This window comes from Bradyrhizobium sp. SZCCHNR1002 (assembly GCF_032381435.1).
In the GTDB taxonomy this organism is placed as follows: Bacteria; Pseudomonadota; Alphaproteobacteria; order Rhizobiales; family Xanthobacteraceae; genus Bradyrhizobium; species Bradyrhizobium aeschynomenes.
The window spans coordinates 2,192,601-2,213,402 of record NZ_JAUHIS010000001.1 but is presented as its reverse complement, the minus strand read 5'-3'; the positions used below and the strand labels follow the sequence as shown (position 1 = coordinate 2,213,402).

17 protein-coding genes are annotated in these 20,802 nt (G+C 65.0%); 4 read left to right on the top strand and 13 right to left on the bottom strand.

Annotated elements, in window-relative coordinates; translation table 11 throughout:
- Nucleotides 1-36: 36 nt before the first annotated feature.
- The 7 genes from QX108_RS09830 to QX108_RS09800 all read right to left on the bottom strand — a co-directional run bounded on the left by QX108_RS09830 (nucleotide 37) and on the right by QX108_RS09800 (nucleotide 6,166).
- Entirely contained in the window at nucleotides 37-786 is a 750-nt protein-coding gene (locus QX108_RS09830) for an ABC transporter ATP-binding protein (RefSeq protein ID WP_315781477.1), read from the bottom strand.
- Nucleotides 787-810: 24 nt separating this feature from the next.
- Nucleotides 811-1,653, bottom strand: a complete 843-nt coding sequence (locus tag QX108_RS09825; RefSeq protein WP_172112718.1) for an ABC transporter permease — start codon at nucleotides 1,651-1,653, stop codon at nucleotides 811-813.
- 159 nt (nucleotides 1,654-1,812) lie between these two features.
- On the bottom strand, nucleotides 1,813-3,078 hold the full coding sequence (locus tag QX108_RS09820; protein WP_315721156.1) for a class I SAM-dependent methyltransferase: 1,266 nt from the start codon (nucleotides 3,076-3,078) through the stop codon (nucleotides 1,813-1,815).
- 68 nt (nucleotides 3,079-3,146) lie between these two features.
- A complete protein-coding gene (locus tag QX108_RS09815; protein WP_315781473.1) occupies nucleotides 3,147-3,887 on the bottom strand; it encodes an SDR family oxidoreductase in 741 nt (246 codons plus the stop codon).
- Nucleotides 3,884-4,420, bottom strand: a complete 537-nt coding sequence (locus QX108_RS09810) for a WbuC family cupin fold metalloprotein (RefSeq protein WP_315781470.1) — start codon at nucleotides 4,418-4,420, stop codon at nucleotides 3,884-3,886. The genes QX108_RS09815 and QX108_RS09810 overlap by 4 nt, the downstream gene beginning before the upstream one ends.
- Nucleotides 4,420-5,610, bottom strand: coding sequence for a class I SAM-dependent methyltransferase (locus tag QX108_RS09805; RefSeq protein ID WP_315781467.1), 1,191 nt, complete (start codon nucleotides 5,608-5,610; stop codon nucleotides 4,420-4,422). Before QX108_RS09805 ends, QX108_RS09810 begins: the two co-directional genes overlap by 1 nt.
- A 334-nt stretch (nucleotides 5,611-5,944) precedes the next feature.
- Nucleotides 5,945-6,166, bottom strand: a complete 222-nt coding sequence (locus QX108_RS09800; protein WP_315721153.1) for a hypothetical protein — start codon at nucleotides 6,164-6,166, stop codon at nucleotides 5,945-5,947.
- Between the two features lie 3 nt (nucleotides 6,167-6,169).
- On the opposite strand from QX108_RS09800, the gene QX108_RS09795 reads away from it, so the two are divergent.
- From QX108_RS09795 to QX108_RS09780, 4 genes are read left to right on the top strand one after another with little or no spacing between them, the layout of a single operon-like run.
- A complete protein-coding gene (locus tag QX108_RS09795) occupies nucleotides 6,170-8,020 on the top strand; it encodes a TIGR04372 family glycosyltransferase (protein ID WP_315781464.1) in 1,851 nt (616 codons plus the stop codon).
- A 19-nt stretch (nucleotides 8,021-8,039) separates the two neighbouring features.
- The gene (locus tag QX108_RS09790; RefSeq protein ID WP_315781461.1) at nucleotides 8,040-9,998 is read left to right on the top strand and encodes an acyltransferase family protein; all 1,959 of its coding nucleotides are present in this window, start codon (nucleotides 8,040-8,042) and stop codon (nucleotides 9,996-9,998) included.
- Nucleotides 9,999-10,026: 28 nt separating this feature from the next.
- On the top strand, nucleotides 10,027-11,112 hold the full coding sequence (locus tag QX108_RS09785; protein ID WP_315781458.1) for a hypothetical protein: 1,086 nt from the start codon (nucleotides 10,027-10,029) through the stop codon (nucleotides 11,110-11,112).
- On the top strand, nucleotides 11,090-13,069 hold the full coding sequence (locus tag QX108_RS09780) for an acyltransferase family protein (protein ID WP_315781455.1): 1,980 nt from the start codon (nucleotides 11,090-11,092) through the stop codon (nucleotides 13,067-13,069). Before QX108_RS09785 ends, QX108_RS09780 begins: the two co-directional genes overlap by 23 nt.
- A gap of 6 nt (nucleotides 13,070-13,075) precedes the next feature.
- On the opposite strand, the gene QX108_RS09775 is transcribed toward QX108_RS09780, so the two are convergent.
- From QX108_RS09775 to QX108_RS09750, 6 genes are all read right to left on the bottom strand, one after another.
- Nucleotides 13,076-14,053 (bottom strand): TylF/MycF/NovP-related O-methyltransferase, encoded by a 978-nt coding sequence (locus QX108_RS09775; protein ID WP_315721148.1) that lies wholly within the window; start codon nucleotides 14,051-14,053, stop codon nucleotides 13,076-13,078.
- Nucleotides 14,054-14,454: 401 nt separating this feature from the next.
- Entirely contained in the window at nucleotides 14,455-15,543 is a 1,089-nt protein-coding gene (locus tag QX108_RS09770; RefSeq protein ID WP_315799401.1) for a hypothetical protein, read from the bottom strand.
- A complete protein-coding gene (locus tag QX108_RS09765; protein WP_315721146.1) occupies nucleotides 15,431-16,324 on the bottom strand; it encodes a hypothetical protein in 894 nt (297 codons plus the stop codon). The genes QX108_RS09770 and QX108_RS09765 overlap by 113 nt, the downstream gene beginning before the upstream one ends.
- 47 nt (nucleotides 16,325-16,371) lie before the next feature.
- Nucleotides 16,372-17,460 (bottom strand): GSCFA domain-containing protein, encoded by a 1,089-nt coding sequence (locus tag QX108_RS09760; protein WP_315781450.1) that lies wholly within the window; start codon nucleotides 17,458-17,460, stop codon nucleotides 16,372-16,374.
- Between the two features lie 61 nt (nucleotides 17,461-17,521).
- Complete coding sequence (locus QX108_RS09755; RefSeq protein ID WP_315721144.1) at nucleotides 17,522-18,475, bottom strand: TylF/MycF/NovP-related O-methyltransferase; 954 nt, start codon at nucleotides 18,473-18,475, stop codon at nucleotides 17,522-17,524.
- A 113-nt stretch (nucleotides 18,476-18,588) separates the two neighbouring features.
- Complete coding sequence (locus tag QX108_RS09750) at nucleotides 18,589-20,613, bottom strand: acyltransferase family protein (protein WP_315781447.1); 2,025 nt, start codon at nucleotides 20,611-20,613, stop codon at nucleotides 18,589-18,591.
- Nucleotides 20,614-20,802 lie beyond the last annotated feature (189 nt).

Below are 20,802 nucleotides of genomic sequence, written 5' to 3'. Positions count from 1 at the left end.
GCGAGCTTCCTGCGGCATGCGATCGAGCCCGGCCGCTCAGCCCGTGGGCAGATCTTTCAGAACGTCCTCCAGAGCGCCAAAGGCGCGCACCCGTCCGCCCTCGAGATAGAGCCCGAGATTGCAGGTGTTCCGCAGCAGGCCGAGATCGTGTGATGCCAGCACGACGATTCCCGAGCGGCCCGTGATCTCCTGCAGCCGGTCATGCGTCTTCTTTCGGAATTGCGCGTCGCCGACGGCGATCCACTCGTCCATCAGGATGATGTCGCCATGGATCGAGGCCGCGATCGAGAACACCAGGCGCAGCAGCATGCCGGAGGAATAGGTCCGGATCGGTAGCTCGAGATAGTCGCCGAGCTCGGCGAACTCGGCGATCTCCGGCACGCGCTGCTCAATCTCCTCGGGCGACAGCCCCAGAATGAGGCCGCGGGTGCGGATGTTCTCGTAGCCGGAGGCCTCCTCATCCATGCCGAGTCCGATGTCGAACATCGGAACGTTGCGCCCGACGACCCGCAACGAGCCGCGCGTCGGCTCGTAGATCCCGGCGAGCACACGGATCAGCGTGGTCTTGCCGGCGCCGTTGTGGCCGACGAGGCCGAGCCGATCGCCCTGCTTCAGGGTGAAGCTGATGTCGTCGAGCGCCTGAACGAACTGGAACGAGCCCTCGTTCTTCGAGACCCGGCCGCCGACGCGGGACGCCGCCTTGATGGCCAGATGCCGGAAGGATCGTGCGTTCGGCGGCGCGACCGGAAATTCGATGCCGATTTGCTTGGCTTCAATCAGAGGCATGAGGGATCCCGGATGGCCTGAACATCAGGCCCAGTACACGACGCGCGAGCGATAGCGCGTGTAGATATAGACCATGGCGGCGGTCAAGACGGCGACGCATCCGATCGCGCCGGCCCAGCTTGCGAGGCTGGGAACGATGCCCATCAGCGGGTCGCGCGTCACGGCCAGGAGATAGGCGATCGGATTGAGCGCGACGATGAATGTGCCACCCTTGATCTGTCCTGGCGCCCAGATGATCGGTGAGATGAAGAACAGCAGCTGAATGATCGCATTCATCACCGGCGGCACGTCGCGGTAGCGCACGCAGATCATGGACACGATCGTGGTCAGGCTGACGATGAAGACGTAGACCAGGGCCAATCCGAACAGGCTCAGCAGGCTGACGAAGCCGATCGACCACGGATAGATCAGCCAGATGACGGGGATGATGGCGATGTTGTGCAGGAAGATGATCAGGTTGCGCTGAACCATGCGCATCACGTGGATCAGGATCGGCATGTCCACCGCTTTGATCATGCCGCCCGCATTGATCATCGTGTAACAGGACTCGCCAAGCGAGGAGGCGATGAAGTTCCAGATGGTCATGCTGACCATGAAATGCGGCAGATAGGTCTTCATGTCGGCGCCGAGGAAGCGACCGGCCACCGCGCCCATGATCAGCGCCGTGATCGCATTGGTGGCCGTGATCCACCACGGGCCCAGCATGGTACGGCGGTATTTCGAGCGGATGTCGCCGGCTGCGAGCGCGCGCCAGGTCACATGGCGGGTGATGAACGGAGCAATGTCCTCGCGGCACCTTGCCCAGGAGACGCGACGCTGATCCGCAACCACGAAGCGCTCGACCTGTCCATCGGTCAAGGTGGTCATTCCTGCTACCTCGCGAATGCCGTAAGTATCTGGCCTGCCAGACGAAAGCGGCCATCTCCGCGCGCGCCGGCGGCCGATCGCCGCGCTTGCTGGACCATGTTACGCAGGGACTGTCAACAGGGCAGCTTCGAAGGCGGCCACCACCGTCCGGGCCGCTGCTCAGATCGCGGCCGATCCTGAGGCATCGACGATCCGGGGCTCCGGCAGCGGCACCAGGAACCGGCCGCCGGCATCCAGAAACGCTTGATTCCGCTTCAGGATGGGGTCGGCATAGATCCAGGCGAGAATCACGACGACGTCGGGCTTCCGGGTGGCGAGCTCGCTGGAGGGCAGCACCGGGATGTGGGCGCCCGGGCTGAAGCGGCCGTGCTTGAGCTGGTTGTCGTCGACGATGAACTTGACCCGGCCCTCGAGCTCGAAATGGTAGAGCAGGGTGGTCGTGGTGGTCGAGGCGCCATAGGCGGCGACGAGCTTGCCGGCAGCGATGGCTTGGTCGAGATAAGCGAGCACCCTGCGCTTGCAGTCCTCGATGGCCACGAACCAGTCGCGGTAGATCTGCGGCTTGGTCACGCCGCGCCGCTCCTCCTCGGCGATCAGCTTCGACAGCTCCGCCGAGCGCGGCCGCTGGCCGGTCGATTTCGGCTGCGCGAAGGCCCGGATCGAGCCGCCCTTGGTGCCGGTCCGTTCGACATGAAACAGCGTCATGTCGTGTCGGTTCAGGAAGGTCTCGAGCGGGATCAGCGCGTGGTGTGAGACGTGCTCGTGGTAGATGGTGTCGAACACCATGTTGTCGATCATGTCGACGATGTAGGAGACCTCGAACACGAAGGCGCCGTCGTCGGCGAGCAGCAGCCGGATGCCCTTCACCACGTCCGACATGTTGTCGATATGGGCGAACACGTTGTTGGCGCAGAACAGCTTGGCCTCGCCCTGTTCCGCCTTGATTCGGGCCGCCAGCGCGCTGGTGAAGAAATCCGGGATCGTCGGCACGCCTTCTGCGGTGGCGGTCGCGGCGATGTCGCGGGCGGGGTCGATGCCCTGTACCCGCATGCCCTCGTTCTTGAACGCCTTCAGCAGCGAGCCGTCATTGCTGCCCATCTCCGCAACCAGGCTGCCTTTGGGGATACCGAGCGTGGAGACCACGGATTGCGCGTAGCGTTTGAAATGCTCGACCAGGCCGAGCGAGACCGAGGTGCGGTAGGTGTAGTCACGAAACAGGATGTCGGGGTCGACGACGTCGAGATTCTGCAAGTGCCCGCAGCTCAGGCAGAGATAGCAGTCGAGCGGGTAGAGATCCTGCTTCTCGCTCAGCCGGTCCGCCGTCACGAACGCGTCGCCGATCGCGGAAGGCCTGATCGGCAGCACGTGATCGAGCGAGGTCGATCCGCACAGGCGGCAATCGGTCTTGTGCTTGACGTGCTGCATGACGTGTCGATCCTGGGTTGGCGATCCCGCAGGCGGGATGTCGGCCGAAGAGGAATTTGCGGCGCGTTTTACAGCCCCGCGAAGCTCTTGGCGACCTCTTCTTGCCAGACTGTGGACACTCCGCCATCGAGGAACAGGCTCTGCCCGTTGATGAACGAGGCGCGCTCGCTGCACAGGAAGTCGAGCGCGTCGGCGCATTCCTCGGCCGTCCCGAGCCGGCCGAGCGGGACCAGCTTCCGGTAGGTCTCCATCAGCTTCTCGTTCTGCTCGTAGAACACGCGCGATTCGCGCTTCAGATAGGTCAGTGGCATGATCGCGTTGACGCGGATGCCGCGGCGGCCGAGCGTCGCGGCGTAATGCCGGACCATCGCGTTGAGGCCGCCCTTCACGACATGATAGCCGACCGGCTGCGAGGAGCCGACGAATTCGGCATAGACCGAGCTGACCACGCCGATCGCGCGGTCGCCACCCCCGGCAAAATGACCGGAAAAGCCCTCGATCAGGTCGCGTGATGCGGTCAGGCCGACCTGGATTTCGCCGGCCCAGGGATCGCCCTGGCCGCGGAAACGCTGGCTCAGGACGAGGTAGCGGATCGGGCCGTTGGCCTCGGCAATCTGGCTCCACAGCCCGGCGAAGCTGTCGCTCCGCTCGAGATCCGCGGAGAAATGCTTCAGGTCGGCTCGATCCGGGAATTCGGCCGGACGCTGCCGCGACACCACGCTGACCGCGCAGCCGCGCGCCAGGAAGCGCTCGACGACCACGCGGCCAAGGCCGCGGGTGCCGCCGACCACGACGGCATGGTGGGTCATGCCGCGGCGTCCTGCAGCGCTGCGACGCGCCGGACGAGATCGGCCTGGTAGGCCGTGGCCTTGGCGGTGTCGCTGTCCTCGGGCGCGAAATCGGCGAACACGCTGGCGCCGGGGCGGAACGGGCCATTGGTGATTTCGTGCACGATCAACAGATCGCTGCGGATGATCAGCGTATGGAAGAAGGCGTTGGACATGCGATAATAAAACGGACGGGTGCCGCCCGGCGGCCCCAGCTCGACGACGCGTTCGATCTCGCCGTCGTCGTTGAAGACCACGATGTCCACCTCGCCCTCGACGATGTGGAACGCTTCGCTCTTGCCCGGATGCTTGTGCGGACGGATGTAGGAGCTCGCATCGATCGCGATGATCATCTCGTGCAGCGAATCCTCACCATCCGGATGCGCGTTGATGCGGGCGCGGCGCTTCGGGCTGGCCTTGACGGCGGCCTTCAGGGTGTTGATCTCCGCCTGGCCGACGGCCGCAATGGGCCCCTCGGCGAGGAATACCTCAGGGGATTTCTGAACCAGGCTCATCAGGCGAGATCCTTCGTGATTGCATTGTCGAGCGCGGCGTAGATGGAGTGGAACGCCACGCCCCGTGCTGCCAGCGGCGCGAGCTTGTCGCGCACCCGGCCCTCGATGTGAGGGGCCACGGCGAACAGGCAGGTGGTGATCCGCTCATCGGCCAGGAGCTGCTCCGAGCCTACCACGGGGACGCGAAAGCCGGGTGGAAAAAAGCCGCGCTTGTCCGCGTCGTCGTCGACGGCCAGGGCGATCAAGTCCGCAACGCCGAAGGCGTTGGCGAACATGATGGCGTGATGGCCGATGCCGAACAGCGCCAGCCCATCCCGCCGCGGGCCGGCGCCCGCGCGCAGCCGCGCCTGCACTAGGGCCCGTTGCTCCGGGAAGCTGTTGCGATAGGTCTCAAACAGCGTCGAGGGACCTTGCGCGGGCGATGGGGCGGTCCCGTGACCCGGGGCCAGCACGGCGACAAGGGCATCTTCGAGCGCACCGGGATAGCGCAGCAGCGCCAGCACCTGGTACCCGCTCGCGTGCGCCAGCTGCCGCAACGTGTCCTCGACGAAGTAGCAGCTGTGCTCCTCCCACAGGAAGCAATAGTCGCGCGCCGCGAGAAACTTGCTGCTGTCGGGGACCTCGATCAGCAGCACGCCGTCGGGAGAGAGCAGCTGTTTGAGGGCTTGCAAGGCTGCAACGGGTGTCGGGCTGTGCTCGACGATGTAGCGGCACGAGACGATGTCGAACGTGCCATGCTGCGCCGAGACCGTCGCCAGATGCTCGTTGTCAAGGGTGGCCTGCCAGCTTTCCAGGTAGGGATAGCGGCCACCTGCGGCGGTGGTGTCGAGCGACAGAGCCTGCGTGTGCAGGCCGTGGGCGGCGAGCCGAGACAACAGCGGCTGTTCGAACGGGCCGGTGCCGACCGCGCGGCGCGCGTCAGGACGCAGCGACGTCAGTCCGGCGACGAGCTCATCGAGATGGCCTTCGGGTTCCCGATAGCGAATCCAGGGCACCTCGGGGCTCAACAGAGCGGGCGGCGGGGCTTGAAGGAGCTGGATCAGCCGGCACGTCTCGCATTCCACGACGTCGAGATCGACACGACGGTCAGCCCGCCCAGATTTGCTGAATGCATTGCAGACCGGAACTGGACCGAGGGAAAGAGCGGGCGTGGCAATGTCGCTTCCGCACAGGCGGCAGGTCGATGTCATCAAGGTGCCTTGAAGGTGCCCTGGCCTCGCGATGAACGCGCTTGCCTCGTTGAAATTCGGTCGATCGCCCCGGGGCCGGCGCTGAACGTAGCGGTACCACTGACGTGCTCTAGCGGCGGAATCCGCGCGGCCGCTCAATCTTACGCTGTCTGATCACTGAACGCAATTGCGGTTGGCCCGCGCACACGGTCGATATCGATTTGTCCCAGGGATTGGCGCGGTTGGCGCGGTCAAATAGCCGATCGGGTGTTGATCGCCGAACTGCCCCGAAGTAAGCGTGTCCTGAGACTTTTTCAGGCGACGGTTCGGGCGGGCAGCAATGTACGATACAATCTCACCCGAGGAGAGCACCATCGAACGTCTCACGCGTCGCATCAAAGCTCGCATCAAGCCTATTGTGCTGCGCCTCGCGCATTTCGCTTTCCGCGTGCTGAGAAAGAGTCGCGCCCGTCATTTCGCGCGCAACATCGCTTTTACCTGCCTTCCGTTCAAGGCGCGGTTCCGGTTGACCGTGTGGTTTCGCCATTTCTTCAATCATGGTGCGCTCGACCGGCATTTCGTGTTTTTCTGCGGGCCCTTCGTCAAGGCGCATCTCGATTGGATCCTGCACGGTCCGTTCACGCGCCGCCATGCGGACGAGGTCGCATTCTATCTGCTGCTGGCCGGCTATCGGACCGAAGCCCTCACCGTGTTTCGCGGCGTCACGCAGCAGAAGAGCCGGGGCGTGCAGGGCGTCGACCCCTTCGGCAATGGCTATTCGATGGATCTGCTGACGCAGATCCACACCCTGAACTGGTCCAAGCTCGCAGGCAGCTCGCCGCAGCTTCGGACCTTTGTCCGGCTGATGCTCGAGCACCGCAACTTTCAATATGAGGAGCGCATCTTCAACGGGCGCGTCGAGGCAGAGCAGGTGTCGCCGGACGTGCTGGCCGCGGAATACATTCCCTACTTCTTTCGTGACCGCGACATTGTCGACCGCCTGATGAGGGATCTCGGCCTTCGCGACATCAATGGCGTGATTGGCCAGCTGGAGGAGGGCGGCCATCAGTGGGAGCAGCTTCCCGAACGGACGATCGATCGGGAGCTCGCGTTCGACGTCTACCTGTTCTACGCCTACCGCCATCTGCTGCTGCGGACCTATCACTTCGGCGAAGGCGACCTCGTGCCGCTGGTCTATACGCGCTGCATGGATACCCAGCGCCGTCTGCGCCGCTCGCTTCCGTCGCCGTCGCGGGAGCTCAAGCGCGAGCTCGACCGGATCGGCACCGAGCTGTCGAACGTCAGGCTGCTGTCGCCGGACTGGAGCGCGCTGATCGGCCACAACGGGCATCTCAACGTTCACCTGATGATGCGCAAGATGGGGTGGTGGTCCGGCCAGCCGGTGCTTCTGGCCTACAATGAGAGAATCGCCAACAAGCCGTTCCTGTCGCTGTTCTCCGACATCTGCCCGACGCTCACGCTTGGCGACGAGGGGGTCTCGCCGGCGGTCTGGCACGAACTCGCCAGCCTGACGCCGTTCCTCGGCGATTCCCATCAGGCGTTTCAGTTCAAGGACGGCCATAGCGTCTATTGGAACGACGCCGGGTCGATGGCGCTCCAGCAATGGGAGCGCGAGAATCGTGGTTTTCCGCTGCGGGACATCTATGACGCACGGCTTCGTGTCGATGATCGCGTCGAGACCCTCTATCAGTCGCTGCGGCAGAAATGGGGGCTTGGGCCCGACGACTGGTTCGTCTGTCTCCACATGCGAGACGCCGAGGCCCGTGGCGAGACGCTCGGGACGGGCGAGTCGATTCGCAGTGCCACGATCGGCAACTATCTGGACACCGTGCGCTTCATCACCGATCAGGGCGGCTGGGTCATCCGCATGGGCGGGCGCAAGGCGCCGCCACTGCCGGAGATGCCGCGCGTCGTCGACTATGCGCGCAGCGAGGATCAGGTGCCTGAGATGGACATCCACCTGATGCGTCGCGCACGGATGTTCATCGGCACGACGTCGGGCTTCGCCTATGTCGCGACCAGTTTCGGCATTCCGACGGCGATGGTGAACGCCCTCAGCTCGGTCGGGCTGCTATGGTCCAAGGATACCCGCTTCTCGCTCAAGCCCGTGCACACGAGGGACGGGCGTTTGCTGTCCTTGAGCGATGTCACCTCCGAGACCTGGCGCTGGACGTTCCCGACCTATGAGACCGTCCAGGCCGCAGGCCTGACCGTCAGCGAAAGCAGCGCCGACGAGATCCTGGAGACCACCCGGGAGGTGCTGGATCTGTCGTCCGGGGCGCCGCCCGTCATCAAGCCGGTGGATGATGCCTGGGAGAAATGTGTCAATATTCCCGGATTCTTCGGCAGCTCGCGACCCTCCCGCTACTTCCTGGAGAAGTACTCGGCGTCGCTTCTCAACCGCTCCTGAAACGCATCGATCAGCTCCGATGAACTTCGCCCATCCCAACCTTTCGCTGGAAGAAGCCCGTGCCACGCCGCTCGGCTATCGCGAGGAGATCGACGGGCTGCGCGCCGTCGCCGTGCTTCCGGTCCTGTTCTACCACGCCTTTCCCACTGCCGTGCCCGGCGGCTTCTACGGCGTCGACATCTTCTTCGTCATCTCGGGCTATCTGATCACCGGAATCATCCATAAGCAGATGCTGTCGAACAGCTTCAGCATCGCTGATTTCTATGCGCGCCGGATCCGCCGCATCTTTCCGGCGCTGATCGCGGTGGTGCTGGTCACCTTCCTGATCGCATGGTTCCTGCTGCCGCCGCGCGAGCTCAAGTCGCTCGGCACCAACATCGCGGGCGGCGCCGTCTTCATCCAGAACTTCATTCTGCTCGGTCAGGTCGGCTATTTCGACCTGGCGGCAGAGAAGAAGCCGTTGCTGCATCTGTGGTCGCTGGCGATCGAGGAGCAGTACTACATCGTCTGGCCGCTGCTCCTGATGCTGATCGGGGCGTGGCGGCGCTGGAGCCTCGCCATCACGATCGCGCTGGCGGCAGTCTCGTTCATTGCATGCCTGATCGTGCAGCCGCGGGCGCCGGACTACGCCTTCTATCTGCCGGTGACGCGCGCGTGGGAGCTGCTGGTCGGCTCGGGGCTGGCGCTCTGGGTCAATGGACGCAGCGTCGAGGCCCGCCCGCAGCCGCTGATCGACAATCCGATGGTCCGCGAGCTCATCGCGCTGGCTGCAATGCTCGCGATCGTGATCGCATTCTGGCGCTTCGGCCGCTTCACCCCGCATCCGGGCGTCCGCACGCTGCTTCCCGTTCTGGGCGCGGCCGCCCTGATCGCGACCAGCGGCACGCTGGTGCATCGCTACGTCCTGTCCTCGACGCCGGCCGTCTTCGTCGGCCTGATCAGCTATCCGCTCTATCTCTGGCACTACCCGCTGATGGCCTATGCGCGCATCCAGTTCGTCGATCAGGTGCCGGCGTGGGTCATGATCGCGATCATCGCTGCCAGCCTGCTGCTCGCCTTCGCGACCTATCGCTTCATCGAGCGGCCGATCCGCTTCGGGCGGCGGCGGGTGCCGCTCAAGGTTGGCAGCCTGCTCGGCGGCATGGCCGCGCTGGGGATCGTCGGCGTGATCGCCGACCGCTCCAACGGCTGGCCGGCGCGCATCCCGGCCGAGATCCGCGGATTCATGCTGGATGGCAGCGAGACCGCGTTCCGCTGGCGGAACGGCAAATGCCTGCTGATGGCTGATCAGAGTGCGTTTGCACCGGAATGTCTGGGCACGGGCCGCCGTCCGCTCGTTGCGGTCTGGGGCGATTCCTATGCCGCCTCGCTCTATCCAGGACTGGCCCAGTTCGGCGCCGAGCGCGGCTTCGACGTCGCCGAATTTGCGATCTCCGCCTGCGCGCCGCTGATCGGCTACGTCAATGCTCAACGTCCGCTCTGCAAGCCGTCGAACGATGCGGTGCTACGGCATCTGACCGAATTGAAGCCCGACGTCGTGATCTTCTACGGCACCTGGCGGGCCAGCGACGACGAGGTCCGTGCCGGCCTCGAGCGCACCATCCCCCTGGTCAAGCAAGCGGGGGTGCCGGCCGTCGTGATCGTCGGGCCGCCGCCGACCTGGCAGGGCGACGGGCTGCCGGCGAATATGCTGGATTACTATTTCCGGACTCGCACGGTGCTGCCGGAGCGAACCTGGTTTCGCACCGTCGACGAGTGGACCAAGCCGTTCGACGCGTTTCTTGCCGCTCAGGCCAAACGCCTCGGCACCGACTATGTCTCGCTGCGTCAGTTCATGTGTGACGACAATGGCTGCCTCACCCGGATCGGGCCGAACGCATCGGAGCTCACCACCTTCGATTCCGGGCATCTGACCTATCCCGCGTCGCTCCTCGTTGCCCGGCACGTGCTCGACACCGTGCCGGGCCTGCCGAAATAGTCGCTTGTCCGGGCGCCTCGGGGGCAACATGGATCGTCGGGCAGAGCGGACCGATCGTGCCGGACACCAGGTCGATCCTGAGTGCCTCGGCCCGGCCGGACGCCGCTATCTCGGTTGCCTGCTCGGACTGGCGGCAGCGATGCTGGGCGGACTCGGCGTCTGGCTGGCTGCGCAAGGCGGCGACCATTTCAGCGCGATCGGCAGGCCCGGCGATCCGGCCTGGTACCGCAATTTCGGCGGCGACAGCGTCACCGAGATCCAGGACCAGGATCTGTTCTATCATGGGATCGGCCGCTCGATCGACAATGCGCGGCAGGCCGACGTCATCATCCTCGGCTCCTCCCTGGTGTCGTTCGCGATCGACCAGGCCGTGATGCACGAGCGTCTCGAAAAGCCATACGGCCTGAAATTCTACAACATGGCGTTCGTCGGTGTTGCCAGCGGCGAGTTCGCACGGCAGATCGCACTCAGGCATCATCTCCGTCCACGGTTGTGGATCCTGAACGCCGACGACGGCGGCGGGGGCGGCAACTTCTTCTTCCGCAACCTGACGCGTGCGTTCGGCGCCGACGTCCGGCCGATCCCGAGCACGAAGCTCAGCCGCTACGGCGCGACCTACGAGATCATCCGGCGCAATCTGCGCTGGCGCTTCGAGGACGCGACGCGGCACTGGCGCGAGGCGCTTGCCGGCCCGCGATCCGGACCGCTGCCGCGCTTCGATCGTGATGATCGGACGGGGGCGGCCGACATGAGCACGTTTCCGCGCTTTCTCAGCCAGGGCAATCCACGTGTGAAGATGACGCGCGATCCAGACTGTCACACCACGCCCGATGTGATCGCCAACGCCCGCGACATGGTCCGGTCTCTGGGCGCACCCGTGGTGCTGACCTTCGTTCCCAACTTTCACGGCTGCCTGACCCAGGTGCGCGAGATCGCGGCGGCCATCAGCATCGAGACGGCGCTTCCGTCACGAACCGACTATTCCAGCTGGGATGGCGGCGGTCATCTCGACGGCCAGGGTGCCGCGGATTTCACCCGAGACCTCATCAACGCGCTGGAACAGACGCGGGCGTTTCAGGGGATGCGTGACAATGACGATCGCCGGAAGCCTTGACGGCCGGGCTGCAACGGGACGCACCCCGCCGTCTCCGAGTCCAGCGCACACGCTGCCCTATCGGCCTGACATCGACGGGCTGCGCGCCGCTGCGGTGATCGCGGTGCTCGTTTTCCATGCCTTTCCGCAGCTGATGCCCGGCGGCTTTGCCGGCGTCGACGTGTTCTTCGTGATCTCCGGCTATCTCATCACCGGCGTCATCGATCGGCAATGCGCCGACAAAACCTTCGGCTTCGCGACCTTCTACGCCCGCCGCATCCTGCGAATCTTTCCCTCGCTCATCACCGTCGTCGTGGCGACGTTCGCGATCGCCTGGTTCGTTCTTCCGGTGGCCGCGATGGAAGCGCTCGGATCCAACATCAAGGGTGCGGCGGCGTTCATCGAGAACTTCATGCTGCACGAGCAGATCGTCGGCTATTTCGATCCCGGCGCGGAGCGTCTCCCGCTGCTGCATCTGTGGTCGCTCGGCATCGAGGAGCAGTACTACATCGTCTGGCCGGCGGCGTTCGTGCTGATTGCCCGATGGCCGTCGCAGAAAGCGGCGATCGTGGCCGCGCTCGGGCTTGGTTCCCTGGTGGTCTGCCTGACGACCCCGGCGAGAGAAGCGGCCTGGGCGTTCTATTCCCCGACCACGCGCGGCTGGGAGCTGCTGGCGGGTTCGCTCCTGGCGGTGTGGCTGCGCCAGCGTGCCGATCGTCGGATCGGTCCGGGCACCAGCAACCTGCTCGCGGCTCTCGGCGTGGCCGGGATCGCCTTTGCCCTGTTCGGCTTCAGCGCGACGTCGCCCTGGCCAGGCGTTCGGACCATCGTCCCCGTGCTCGCAACCATGGCCCTGATTGCGACCGGCGGCACGCCGGTTCAGTGGGCGCTGGCGCGGCCTGCTTTGGTGTTCGTCGGCCTCATCAGCTACCCACTCTATCTCTGGCACTTCCCGCTGATCGCCTTCACCAAGCTGCATTTCGGCGGAGCGGCTCCTGCATGGAGCCTGCTCGCGGTGCTGGCGCTGAGCGCCGTGCTCGCCTGGCTCACCTATCGCTTCATCGAGCAGCCGATCAGGTTCGGGGCCGCACCGGTCGGATGGCGGGTCGGAGCTCTGCTGGCAGCGATGGCGGCAATGATCCCGGTCGGCACCGCCGCGACCAGCACGCGCGGCCTGCCGGTCCGCTTCGCGCCGGAGATCAGACCCTTCATGCTCTCGGGCACCGAGACGTCAATGCATTGGCGGCGCGGCCGCTGCCTGCTGCTGCTGCAGCCCGCGTCCGCGTTCGGCGCCGACTGCGCGGGGCGGGGAGGCCGGCCGCTATTGCTGATCTGGGGCGATTCCTACGGAGCGGCCCTCTACCCGGGACTGCTGCACGTTTCGGCGGAGCGCGGTTATGACGTGGCGCAATACACCGCCTCGGCCTGTCCGCCGCTGATCGGCTACACGCTGGCGGCCCGGCCGTTCTGCAAGAGCATCAACTACGATGTCGTGCTGCGGATCGGCCGCCTGCAGCCCGACGTCGTCATTCTCGACGCCACCTGGGGACACGCCGAGGCGGTGCTGCGCGAGGACCTGCCGCGCACGGTCGCGCAGCTCAGGGCGAAGGGCATCGCGAGGATCGTGGTGATGGGCCCGCCGCCGAGCTGGCAGGGCGTCGGCCTGTCACACAACGTTCTGGACTACTACCGGCAGACCGGAGCGGTGTTGCCGGAGCGGACCTTCTTCCGTTCCAACGACGAATGGACGCGCGGCCGGGATGCCCTGTTTCGCGAACTCACCCGTGAGCTCGGGATCGACTACATCTCCGTCCGCGACGTCTTCTGCAACGACGAGGGCTGTCTCAGCCGGATCGGTCCGGGCGCCTCGCAACTGACGGCGTTCGATCCGGGACACCTCACCGTGCCCGGCGCCATCTTCCTGGCGCGCCACACAATCGACGGCCTGCTGGGACCAGCCCAGCGGCCGTCGCCGTAAGCGAGGTCAGATCGGATCGGCCGGAATGCCGCGATAGGAGTGGATGATGAAGCGGGTGCCGCCCACCGAGTAGTCGCCGCCACTGGAGGCCTCGATCGCGAACATCTCGACCAGCTCCTTCCACGCCTGACGCTCGCCCGTGGTGGGAATGGCTCGATTGGCGTTCCAGTCGTCGAAGCAGATGACCGCGCCGATCGAGATCATGCCGCGCTCGAACAGCGGAACGAGCGCATCGATGGTCGACTGGTAGAGGTCGCCGTCGAAATGGATCATCGCAAAGCGCGTCTCGGGCGGTAGCGTCTTGACCGTGTCGGCGAACCATCCCTCGTACAGTTGGAAGCGGTGCGGCGGAATGATCTTCCCGATCAGGGCGCGCAGCTGCGGCGCAGCCAGCACCTTGCAGCCACCCTTGGCCCATGCACCGGAAATGACGTGCGGAGCGACCTGATCGATCGGGGAGGTGATTTCGGGCAGGCCTTCGAAGCTGTCGAACAGGCGCAGAATACGGAACGGATTTTCACCCGAGGCGCTCTTGCTCAGCGGCTGCCGCTGCAGGTCGAACACCATCGAGGTGGCGATCGCCCGCGCGCTGAATCCTCCCATCGTGCCGAATTCGGCGATATCGCCAATCACGTGAGAGCTGTTGATGTATTGGACGCACAGGGTGAGCGTCTTGGCAATTTCCTGTGCGGGCAGGATCAGCACGTCGGCATAGGTGTAGTACAGCCCGGGCGAGGGAAGCTGCCGCGCGCTGTATTTCTCCAGCGCGATGTCCTGGATGAGACGTCCGTCTTCGGAGCCGTCGAAGTCAGGTGCGGCGATTGCAACGGCCGGAGGTCTGTCCTGAGCGCTGGAGCTCCGACCGGCGCCATACGGCCAGGGCAGCGGCGGCTCGAACATGATCGCCCGCTTGACCGAGCGCATCCAATACACAACGTCTGGCGGAAGCGAGGTCGCGAGCGCATTCTTCAACGGTTGCAGCATTCAAATTCTCCAACGCGGCACTGTTCGATCACCGCAAAACGGCGTTGAGGGATGACGCAGACGAGATGCTGCGCCGAAGAAAGGTCGTCGGCGGCGACGCCGAACACGTGGTGTCAGCTTGCGACCTATGTCGGGATGCCGACGCAAGCGGTCGTCGGTCAGCGCCGATCGATGGGCTGTGTGCCATAGGCCGGGCTCGGTGGATCCGACGCTCGTGACGCGGGCCATGTGCAGGCATCGCCTGGAACGGGACGAACATCCGAAATCTCCGAGCGATCCCGCTCATGGTCCATCCAGAGGTCGACAGCGACGGATGCGACGACTGTTCTGCCAGGCGCAAGCTCATCCACCGCCCCTGGCTTAGCTGTCCTACGTCCGCGACGCAAGCAGGCGGCCCTGCGTCAATAGAGGCTGGCTGCCCCGCGTCCTTCGGAGATCGGATCGTAGGCGTCTGCGGCGCGTTCCTTGGGAAGCTTGACGAAGAACGGGTCTGCCGGCCAGTGGTTCATGCCGACGACCATGATCGTCATGTCCTCGTCGGGCATGCGAGGCATGAACACCAGATCGATGGCCGAGCGCGTCTTGTGCGATGGCGGGCTGCCGCGATGCATGAGGCGCGTCGCATCGAACACCAGCAGATCGCCGGTCTTGCCGAGCACGGTATGTTCGCGGTGGTTGGCGTCCCGATATTGGAACGGACCGGTCTGCTCGTCCACATCGCAGAGGTAGAGCACGCCGCGGATGACGCCGGCCGGGCAGCCGTCGCTGTGCCATTCCTGCGGGCCGACGCCTTCCGTCAGATGCGGCTTTGAACGCACCAGCCTGACGTTGGCGACCTTGGCCGGACAGCCGAGCACGCCCCGGAAAAAGGACTCGAAATCGCCGCCGCTGAACAGCGCGTGGAGGTAGTCGACGAGCGCCGCCGATGGCATGCCGGTCTGCAGATCCTGCGTGTACGGGGCCACGTCGTTGCCTGCCCAGTCCCACGCCGAATGCCGGTTGCTCACGTCGCGGTCAAAGCTCTCGGTCTCCCGGAAATGGGCGGCCTTTTCCGGGTTCGTGCTGATGACCGTGACGCCGTTCTGCTGAAAGGCGACGATCTTGTCGGCGAGTTGGCTCGGCGTTTTCTGCGGATCGAACTTCGGCGCATGAGCGGTGCACATCGCCGGGGCCGCGTTGGCAGCGGGCAGCAGCGTCAGACGACGCGGCTGAGCCGTGCCGTTGCCGCCCCAGGATGCGGGATTGAAGTGCCCGGTCAGGCGGTCCGCCGTGTCGGCGCGCACCAGGCGATAGCCGAGGGCGCTGAGCGCCTGGTTGATGCCGCCCTTGAGCCGCTGCTTGGCGGTGCTGATCATCGATGTGACGGCCATGACGTCCTCATGCTGCGTTTGACTTGGCGGGCCGGAACGGATCCAGACCGCATGCCATCCGATAATAGAGTTCATAACGCGGATGATTGGCGACGAGCCCGCGGCTGTCGATCGCGTCATCGATCAGGGTCTCGAGCAGGAGGCGGGCGCCCTTGGGCGGGAGATGCACCCCATCGAAATCGAACTCCGGACGCAGCAGATCGCCTTCCGTCAGGTCGGACCAGCGGTCGACCATGAACAGGTTCACCGATCGCACCTTCTGTGCCAGCTTCCAGTTGAAGGCCTGAACCAGCTTGGTCCGCACCGAGACGGGGCAGTCGTACTTCTGCAGCTCGCGGATGCGCGCTTCCTGCCGGGTCGGAGGCACCACGCTCTGGACGTAGACCCGCTTGAAGCCGGCCTGGACCAACTGGTCGAGGCCGGCAATGAAGGGGCCGAGACGAGCCTCTATCGCTTCGTCGATGATGTCCCAGGGCACCAGCGGCTTGTCGAGCAGAGGCAGCGTGGTCGCGAACGGGGGAACGAAATCGTGGCTGTCCTTGAGAAGCTGCAGGATCGGGCCGCGAACGTCGATCTCGCCGACGGTGATCATGATCAGCGGCGGCCGCACGGCCTGGCCGACGGCCTTGGCGATGGAAAAATCGACCTCATCCATCGACAAATGCGTCGCACGACCGTTGCGGACCAGGCCCTCATATTCGAGGAAGGCGATGAAGTCTGGATGAAACTCGCCGGTGGCGGGATTGTAGAACTCCCGGGCCGTGGCGCCTGGAATGTACTTGGTGCGGGCCATCACCCACGCGCCGGTCCAGCGCTCCCGGAACACCATGTTCCGATAGGGCAGGGAATGGCTGTCGCCGACGATATAGACCGGCAGAACCGTTTCGAGTTCGGTATCCACGCTGATAGTTCCCCTCACGTCACAGAATGGCCCGTCGCCGCTGGTCCTTAGCTTTTCCGGCTGGCGGCCAGCGCCCGATAGAACTCGTCCTCGTCGCAGACGATCTGCGGCTCGACGGACGGAGCCGTCGGTCGCTTGCCTGCACCGTCGCCCGCCGATCGCGCCGTGGCGCCAGCACTCTCGGCCGTGAAATGGGCGAAGAACAGGTTCATCGCCCGCGCGACGCCTTCCGGCGTGACCGACCGGGCATCGTCGGCGAAATAGGTGCCGGCATTCTTCGCATTGGTGATGATCTCGTAGGACGCGAAATAGTGCACGTTGTCGTAGCGCCGGACCATCTCCTCGGCGGCGACGCGCAGCACGCTCTTCGAATAGGTCGTCGCCTGCATCACGTGGCGGGACTCCATGGTGGCGGCGAGCGGCACCGGCGAGACCGTCAGGATGATCTGCAGCCGCGGATTGGCGGCCGACATCAGGTTGATCGCCTCGGCGAGATAGCCGGTGGTCTCCGTGACCGAGAGATTGTGGAATGCGTATCTGGCGTCGTCATAGTCGCCGGCGCTGCCGCAGCCGGGGCAGGTCGGGTACACGGTGCCGTCGAGCTTGGAAACCCAGCTTTCCGTGAGGCCGAGCGTGAAAATGAACACGTCGGCCGTTTCGATGAGCTTGCGGACTGCGCGCAAATGCTGCTTGAGATCGGCCTCGGCCTCGATCATCGAGACGAAGCCCCTCGGCGTGATCCGCGGACGCAGGAGATCGAAGACCCGGCCGTCGGGATCGGTCCAGAACTGATCGGCCGGCTGAAAGCCGCCGAACGCACGCTGCAACAGCTGCAGCAGCTGCAGCGTGCTGTAGATGTTGCCGTAGCGGGCGGAAAAGATGCCGTAGCCGAAGCGCTCCTCCTGCTCGGGCGAAAGATATCCCGGTGGGCTTTCGGTCACGTAGTAGTTGTAGCCGCGCGCCTTCAGGGCACGCGAAATGTGCTGCGCGAAGCAGCTGCCGGCCGACGCGATGCGTTGATCCGGACCAAACCGCAGTCGCGCGGTCAGATGAGGATCGAGCTCCGAGGTGCTGCGCTCGGCGACGGCCTGGCGCCAGAAGCTGCTTGCGGGCAGCGTGGTGTAGGGACAGCTCATGCATTCACCTTCCGGCAGCACGGCCCAGCGAGACGCAACGACGAGCGCGCGCGCATGGTGCTCACGCCCTCGGCTTCATGCCGCGATAGGAATGGATGATGAACTTGGTGCCCTGGATCGAGTAGTCGCCGGAGTGGCTGGCCACGATCTTGAAGCGGCTGACGAGGTCGGCCCAGGCCTTGCGCTCGCCGGCCTCGGGGTCCGCCTCGTTGCAGTTCCAGTCGTCGAAGCAGAGCACGGCGCCCTTGGAGATGAAGCCGCGCTCGAAGCACGGCACCAGCGCATCCATGGTCGACGAGTAGAGGTCGCCGTCGAAATGGATCAGCGCGAGCCGCGTGTCGTCGGGCAGCTGCTTGACCGTATCGGCGAACCAGCCCTCGTAGATCTGCACCCGGCTTGGTGGAATGATCGCCTCCACCATGGTCCGCAGCTCAGCGGCGCTCAGAATCCGGCAGCCGCCCTTGGACCAGGTGCCGGATTTCACGTGCTGCGATTCGAGGTCGACCTTCGCCGTGATCTCCGGCAATCCCTCGAAGCTGTCGAACAGCCGCAGCTTGCGCAGCGGCTGGTTCGGCTGATAGCGCGTATCGAACACCATCGCATTGGCCAGGGTCCGGGCCGTGAACCCGCCCATCGTGCCGAATTCGGCGATGTCGCCCTTGACGTCGGCGCTGTTGATGTACATCGCGCTCAAGGTCAGGGTGCGCGCGATCTCCTTGGCAGGCAGGATCAGGACGTCGTCGATGTCGAAGAACAGGTACGGCGCGCTGATCTTGTGCGCATCGAGCCGTTCCAGCGCCTCGGTCTGTCGCGTCCGCGGCTCGGGCACCTCGGGCAAGACTTCGGCGACCGGCGCAGGGGCCGGTTCAGGCTCGGGTTCGGGCTCCGGCGCCGCGGCCGCCTGCGGCCGTTCCGGCGGGGGCTGCCCCATCAGCGCGCGCTTGATCGAGCGCAGCTTGAACAGGGTCTGGGGCGGCAGGCCTTCGGCGATCGCCACCTTCAATGACTTGGTCATGACAGCCCCGTTCCCTGCGCTCTCGATGTTGGCTGCCATTTTATAGATACATTTTGCCAAGATCGCAAAAGCGGCATGCAGGCTCTGCACTCGTTTTGCGTGGGTGTTCGGCCCTAGCGTTCGAGCCGGCTGAGAATCAGCGGCGCCAAATGCTCTCGGGCCAGCCAGACCGAGGCGTGCGGCCGCAGATGGGCGGTATCGTTGGTGATGAGGCCATCGCGCCGGTCGTCGCCGAGATAGGTGAGGCATCCGTCGGAATTGCAGAAGGGCTGCATCTGGTCGACATACTCGAACGGCTCTTCAGCGCGCAATTGCGCCTCGAATTGCCGGCCGAGGGCGTGAAGACTCTCGTCGAGACGCCCCGGAATGCGCCGGGGCGTGTACGACCAGAACTCGTCGAGAATGATGCGGTGCAGGTCGTAGCGCCAATGCGGACGCTGGCCCAGCACGAGCACGTGCTTGACACCGTGCTGCCTGATCAGTGTCGCATAGGCGCGGACATAGCCGATGTCGTAGGAATTGTACGATGCCATCAGCACGATGTCGGGCGGATCGGCCTTGATCCGCTCGAGGGCGAAATGGTTCGCCTTGTGACAATGGTCGCTCTCGATCAACTCCTCCGAGAAGGGCTGGACCCGGCAACCGGAGCTGTAGAGCAGCAACAGGGAGACGCTTTCGGGCAGCACCTGCTTCAAGCCATGGTACAGATCCGCGCCGTTGGAATCGCCGAGGATCAGCACGCTGCGTGGCGTGTGCCGTGTGTAGCAGACCGGGTCGACGGGACGCGGCGCTCTCGTTGGCGTCGGGCTGTCGAAGCTGTAGAAGTTGCACGGCAGCTGGTTGATCAGCCTGGCTTCGTCGATCGTGCGTTGCGATCCGCGGTCGAAGAACTGGGCATAGACGCTCTTCTCGTCGGGAAAGCGTTGGGGAAACCCGTCCCTGACGAGGATGATCGCGCCGCACGCGGCGATCGCCAGCATGGCCGCGCACAGCGGTGGGGCGACCCTGCGCTCCCGCCGTTCCATCCTGATCGGCCGCTCGACGAATTGGTACGTCAGCCAGGCGAGGCCAACGGCGCCGGCGACCAGCGCGCCGCGCACGGCAGCCGACGTCTCGTGGTGGAGAATGTCCTTGGCGAACGCCAGCAGCGGCCAGTGCCACAGATACAGCGGGTAGCTGATTGTGCCGATGAAGACCATGAGCCGCGTCGACAGCAGGCGGCGGTTCACCCAGCCCTCCGGGCCGCCAAAGATGATCAGGCCCGCGCCCGCCACCGGCATGAGCGCCCACCAGCCGGGAAAGGCATCGCGCACGCTGATGAGAAAGACCGCGGCCAGGACCAGAACGAGGCCGAGCGCGCCGGCCGCCTGCCGTGCGAAAGCGTCTGCGCTGAAAGGCCCGGTTCTCGGGCGGCCGACGCTCGGATTTTCTGGCCGGGCAAAACGGCTTGGCCAGGCAAAACTGGCCTGGGCGAGCAGGGCCCCCGCGGCCAGCTCCCAGAAACGGGAGGCGGGCGAGAAGAACGCCGCCACCTGGTTCGTGGCCGTGATCTTGATGCCATAGGCCAACGAAGCGGCGAAGATGGCTGCAAACACCATGAAAAGGTTCAGTCGCATGCGCCAGGCGATGGCGATCAGCGCCGGCCAGATCAGATAGAACTGCTCCTCAATGGCCAGCGACCACAGATGCAGCAGGACCTTGGTGTCGGAGGCGACGTCGAAATAATTGGCCTCTCGCCACAGCGCGAAATTGGTCAGGAACGCGGCCCCCGCGAGCGCGTGCTTGCCGAGCCTGCGGAAGTCCTCCGGCCACAGCACCAGCCATCCGGCGACGAGGCAGACCGCGGTGACCAGGAGCAGCGCCGGAAACAGCCGCCGCACCCGTCGCGCATAGAAGGTCACGAAGCTGAAGCGATCGCGCGCGACCTCGTCGAGAATGATCGAGGTGATCAGAAATCCGGAGATCACGAAGAAGACGTCGACACCAACGAAACCGCTCGGGAATGCCGCCGGGAAGGCGTGATAGCCCACGACCGACAGCACCGCGACCGCGCGAAGCCCGTCGATATCGGGCCTGTAGCCGCGAAGGCGAGACGTCGCTCGTGCGCTCTCGTCGTTGGCCGCGAGGGGCGAATGCATGGGGCGAGCTCGAATGGCCTCTGCGGTCAGGCGCGACACCGCGCTGATGCAGCCTAGCCTGCGATCACGTTCGGTTCAAATTTTCGTTGTTCTTCGTGATGAGGCGCGCCGGTTGGTCCGGCTGCGCGTCCGCGCCGAATTCGAGCGTTTTCTCAACGAGATGACTTCTGTCCAGATCGGTGCCGAAAG

What these genes read in the sequence shown, in the direction of transcription:
- QX108_RS09775 (WP_315721148.1), bottom strand. Translation starts at nt 14,053, where the DNA reads ATGCTGCAACCGTTGAAGAATGCGCTCGCGACCTCGCTTCCGCCAGAC.
- QX108_RS09770 (WP_315799401.1), bottom strand. Translation starts at nt 15,543, where the DNA reads ATGACGCGATCGACAGCCGCGGGCTCGTCGCCAATCATCCGCGTTATG.
- QX108_RS09750 (WP_315781447.1), bottom strand. Translation starts at nt 20,613, where the DNA reads ATGCATTCGCCCCTCGCGGCCAACGACGAGAGCGCACGAGCGACGTCT.
- QX108_RS09800 (WP_315721153.1), bottom strand. Translation starts at nt 6,166, where the DNA reads ATGCCGGTCGAGCGCACCATGATTGAAGAAATGGCGAAACCACACGGT.
- QX108_RS09830 (WP_315781477.1), bottom strand. Translation starts at nt 786, where the DNA reads ATGCCTCTGATTGAAGCCAAGCAAATCGGCATCGAATTTCCGGTCGCG.
- QX108_RS09825 (WP_172112718.1), bottom strand. Translation starts at nt 1,653, where the DNA reads ATGACCACCTTGACCGATGGACAGGTCGAGCGCTTCGTGGTTGCGGAT.
- QX108_RS09760 (WP_315781450.1), bottom strand. Translation starts at nt 17,460, where the DNA reads ATGAGCTGTCCCTACACCACGCTGCCCGCAAGCAGCTTCTGGCGCCAG.
- QX108_RS09755 (WP_315721144.1), bottom strand. Translation starts at nt 18,475, where the DNA reads ATGACCAAGTCATTGAAGGTGGCGATCGCCGAAGGCCTGCCGCCCCAG.
- QX108_RS09790 (WP_315781461.1), top strand. Translation starts at nt 8,040, where the DNA reads ATGAACTTCGCCCATCCCAACCTTTCGCTGGAAGAAGCCCGTGCCACG.
- QX108_RS09785 (WP_315781458.1), top strand. Translation starts at nt 10,027, where the DNA reads ATGGATCGTCGGGCAGAGCGGACCGATCGTGCCGGACACCAGGTCGAT.
- QX108_RS09820 (WP_315721156.1), bottom strand. Translation starts at nt 3,078, where the DNA reads ATGCAGCACGTCAAGCACAAGACCGATTGCCGCCTGTGCGGATCGACC.
- QX108_RS09780 (WP_315781455.1), top strand. Translation starts at nt 11,090, where the DNA reads ATGACGATCGCCGGAAGCCTTGACGGCCGGGCTGCAACGGGACGCACC.
- QX108_RS09810 (WP_315781470.1), bottom strand. Translation starts at nt 4,420, where the DNA reads ATGAGCCTGGTTCAGAAATCCCCTGAGGTATTCCTCGCCGAGGGGCCC.
- QX108_RS09815 (WP_315781473.1), bottom strand. Translation starts at nt 3,887, where the DNA reads ATGACCCACCATGCCGTCGTGGTCGGCGGCACCCGCGGCCTTGGCCGC.
- QX108_RS09805 (WP_315781467.1), bottom strand. Translation starts at nt 5,610, where the DNA reads ATGACATCGACCTGCCGCCTGTGCGGAAGCGACATTGCCACGCCCGCT.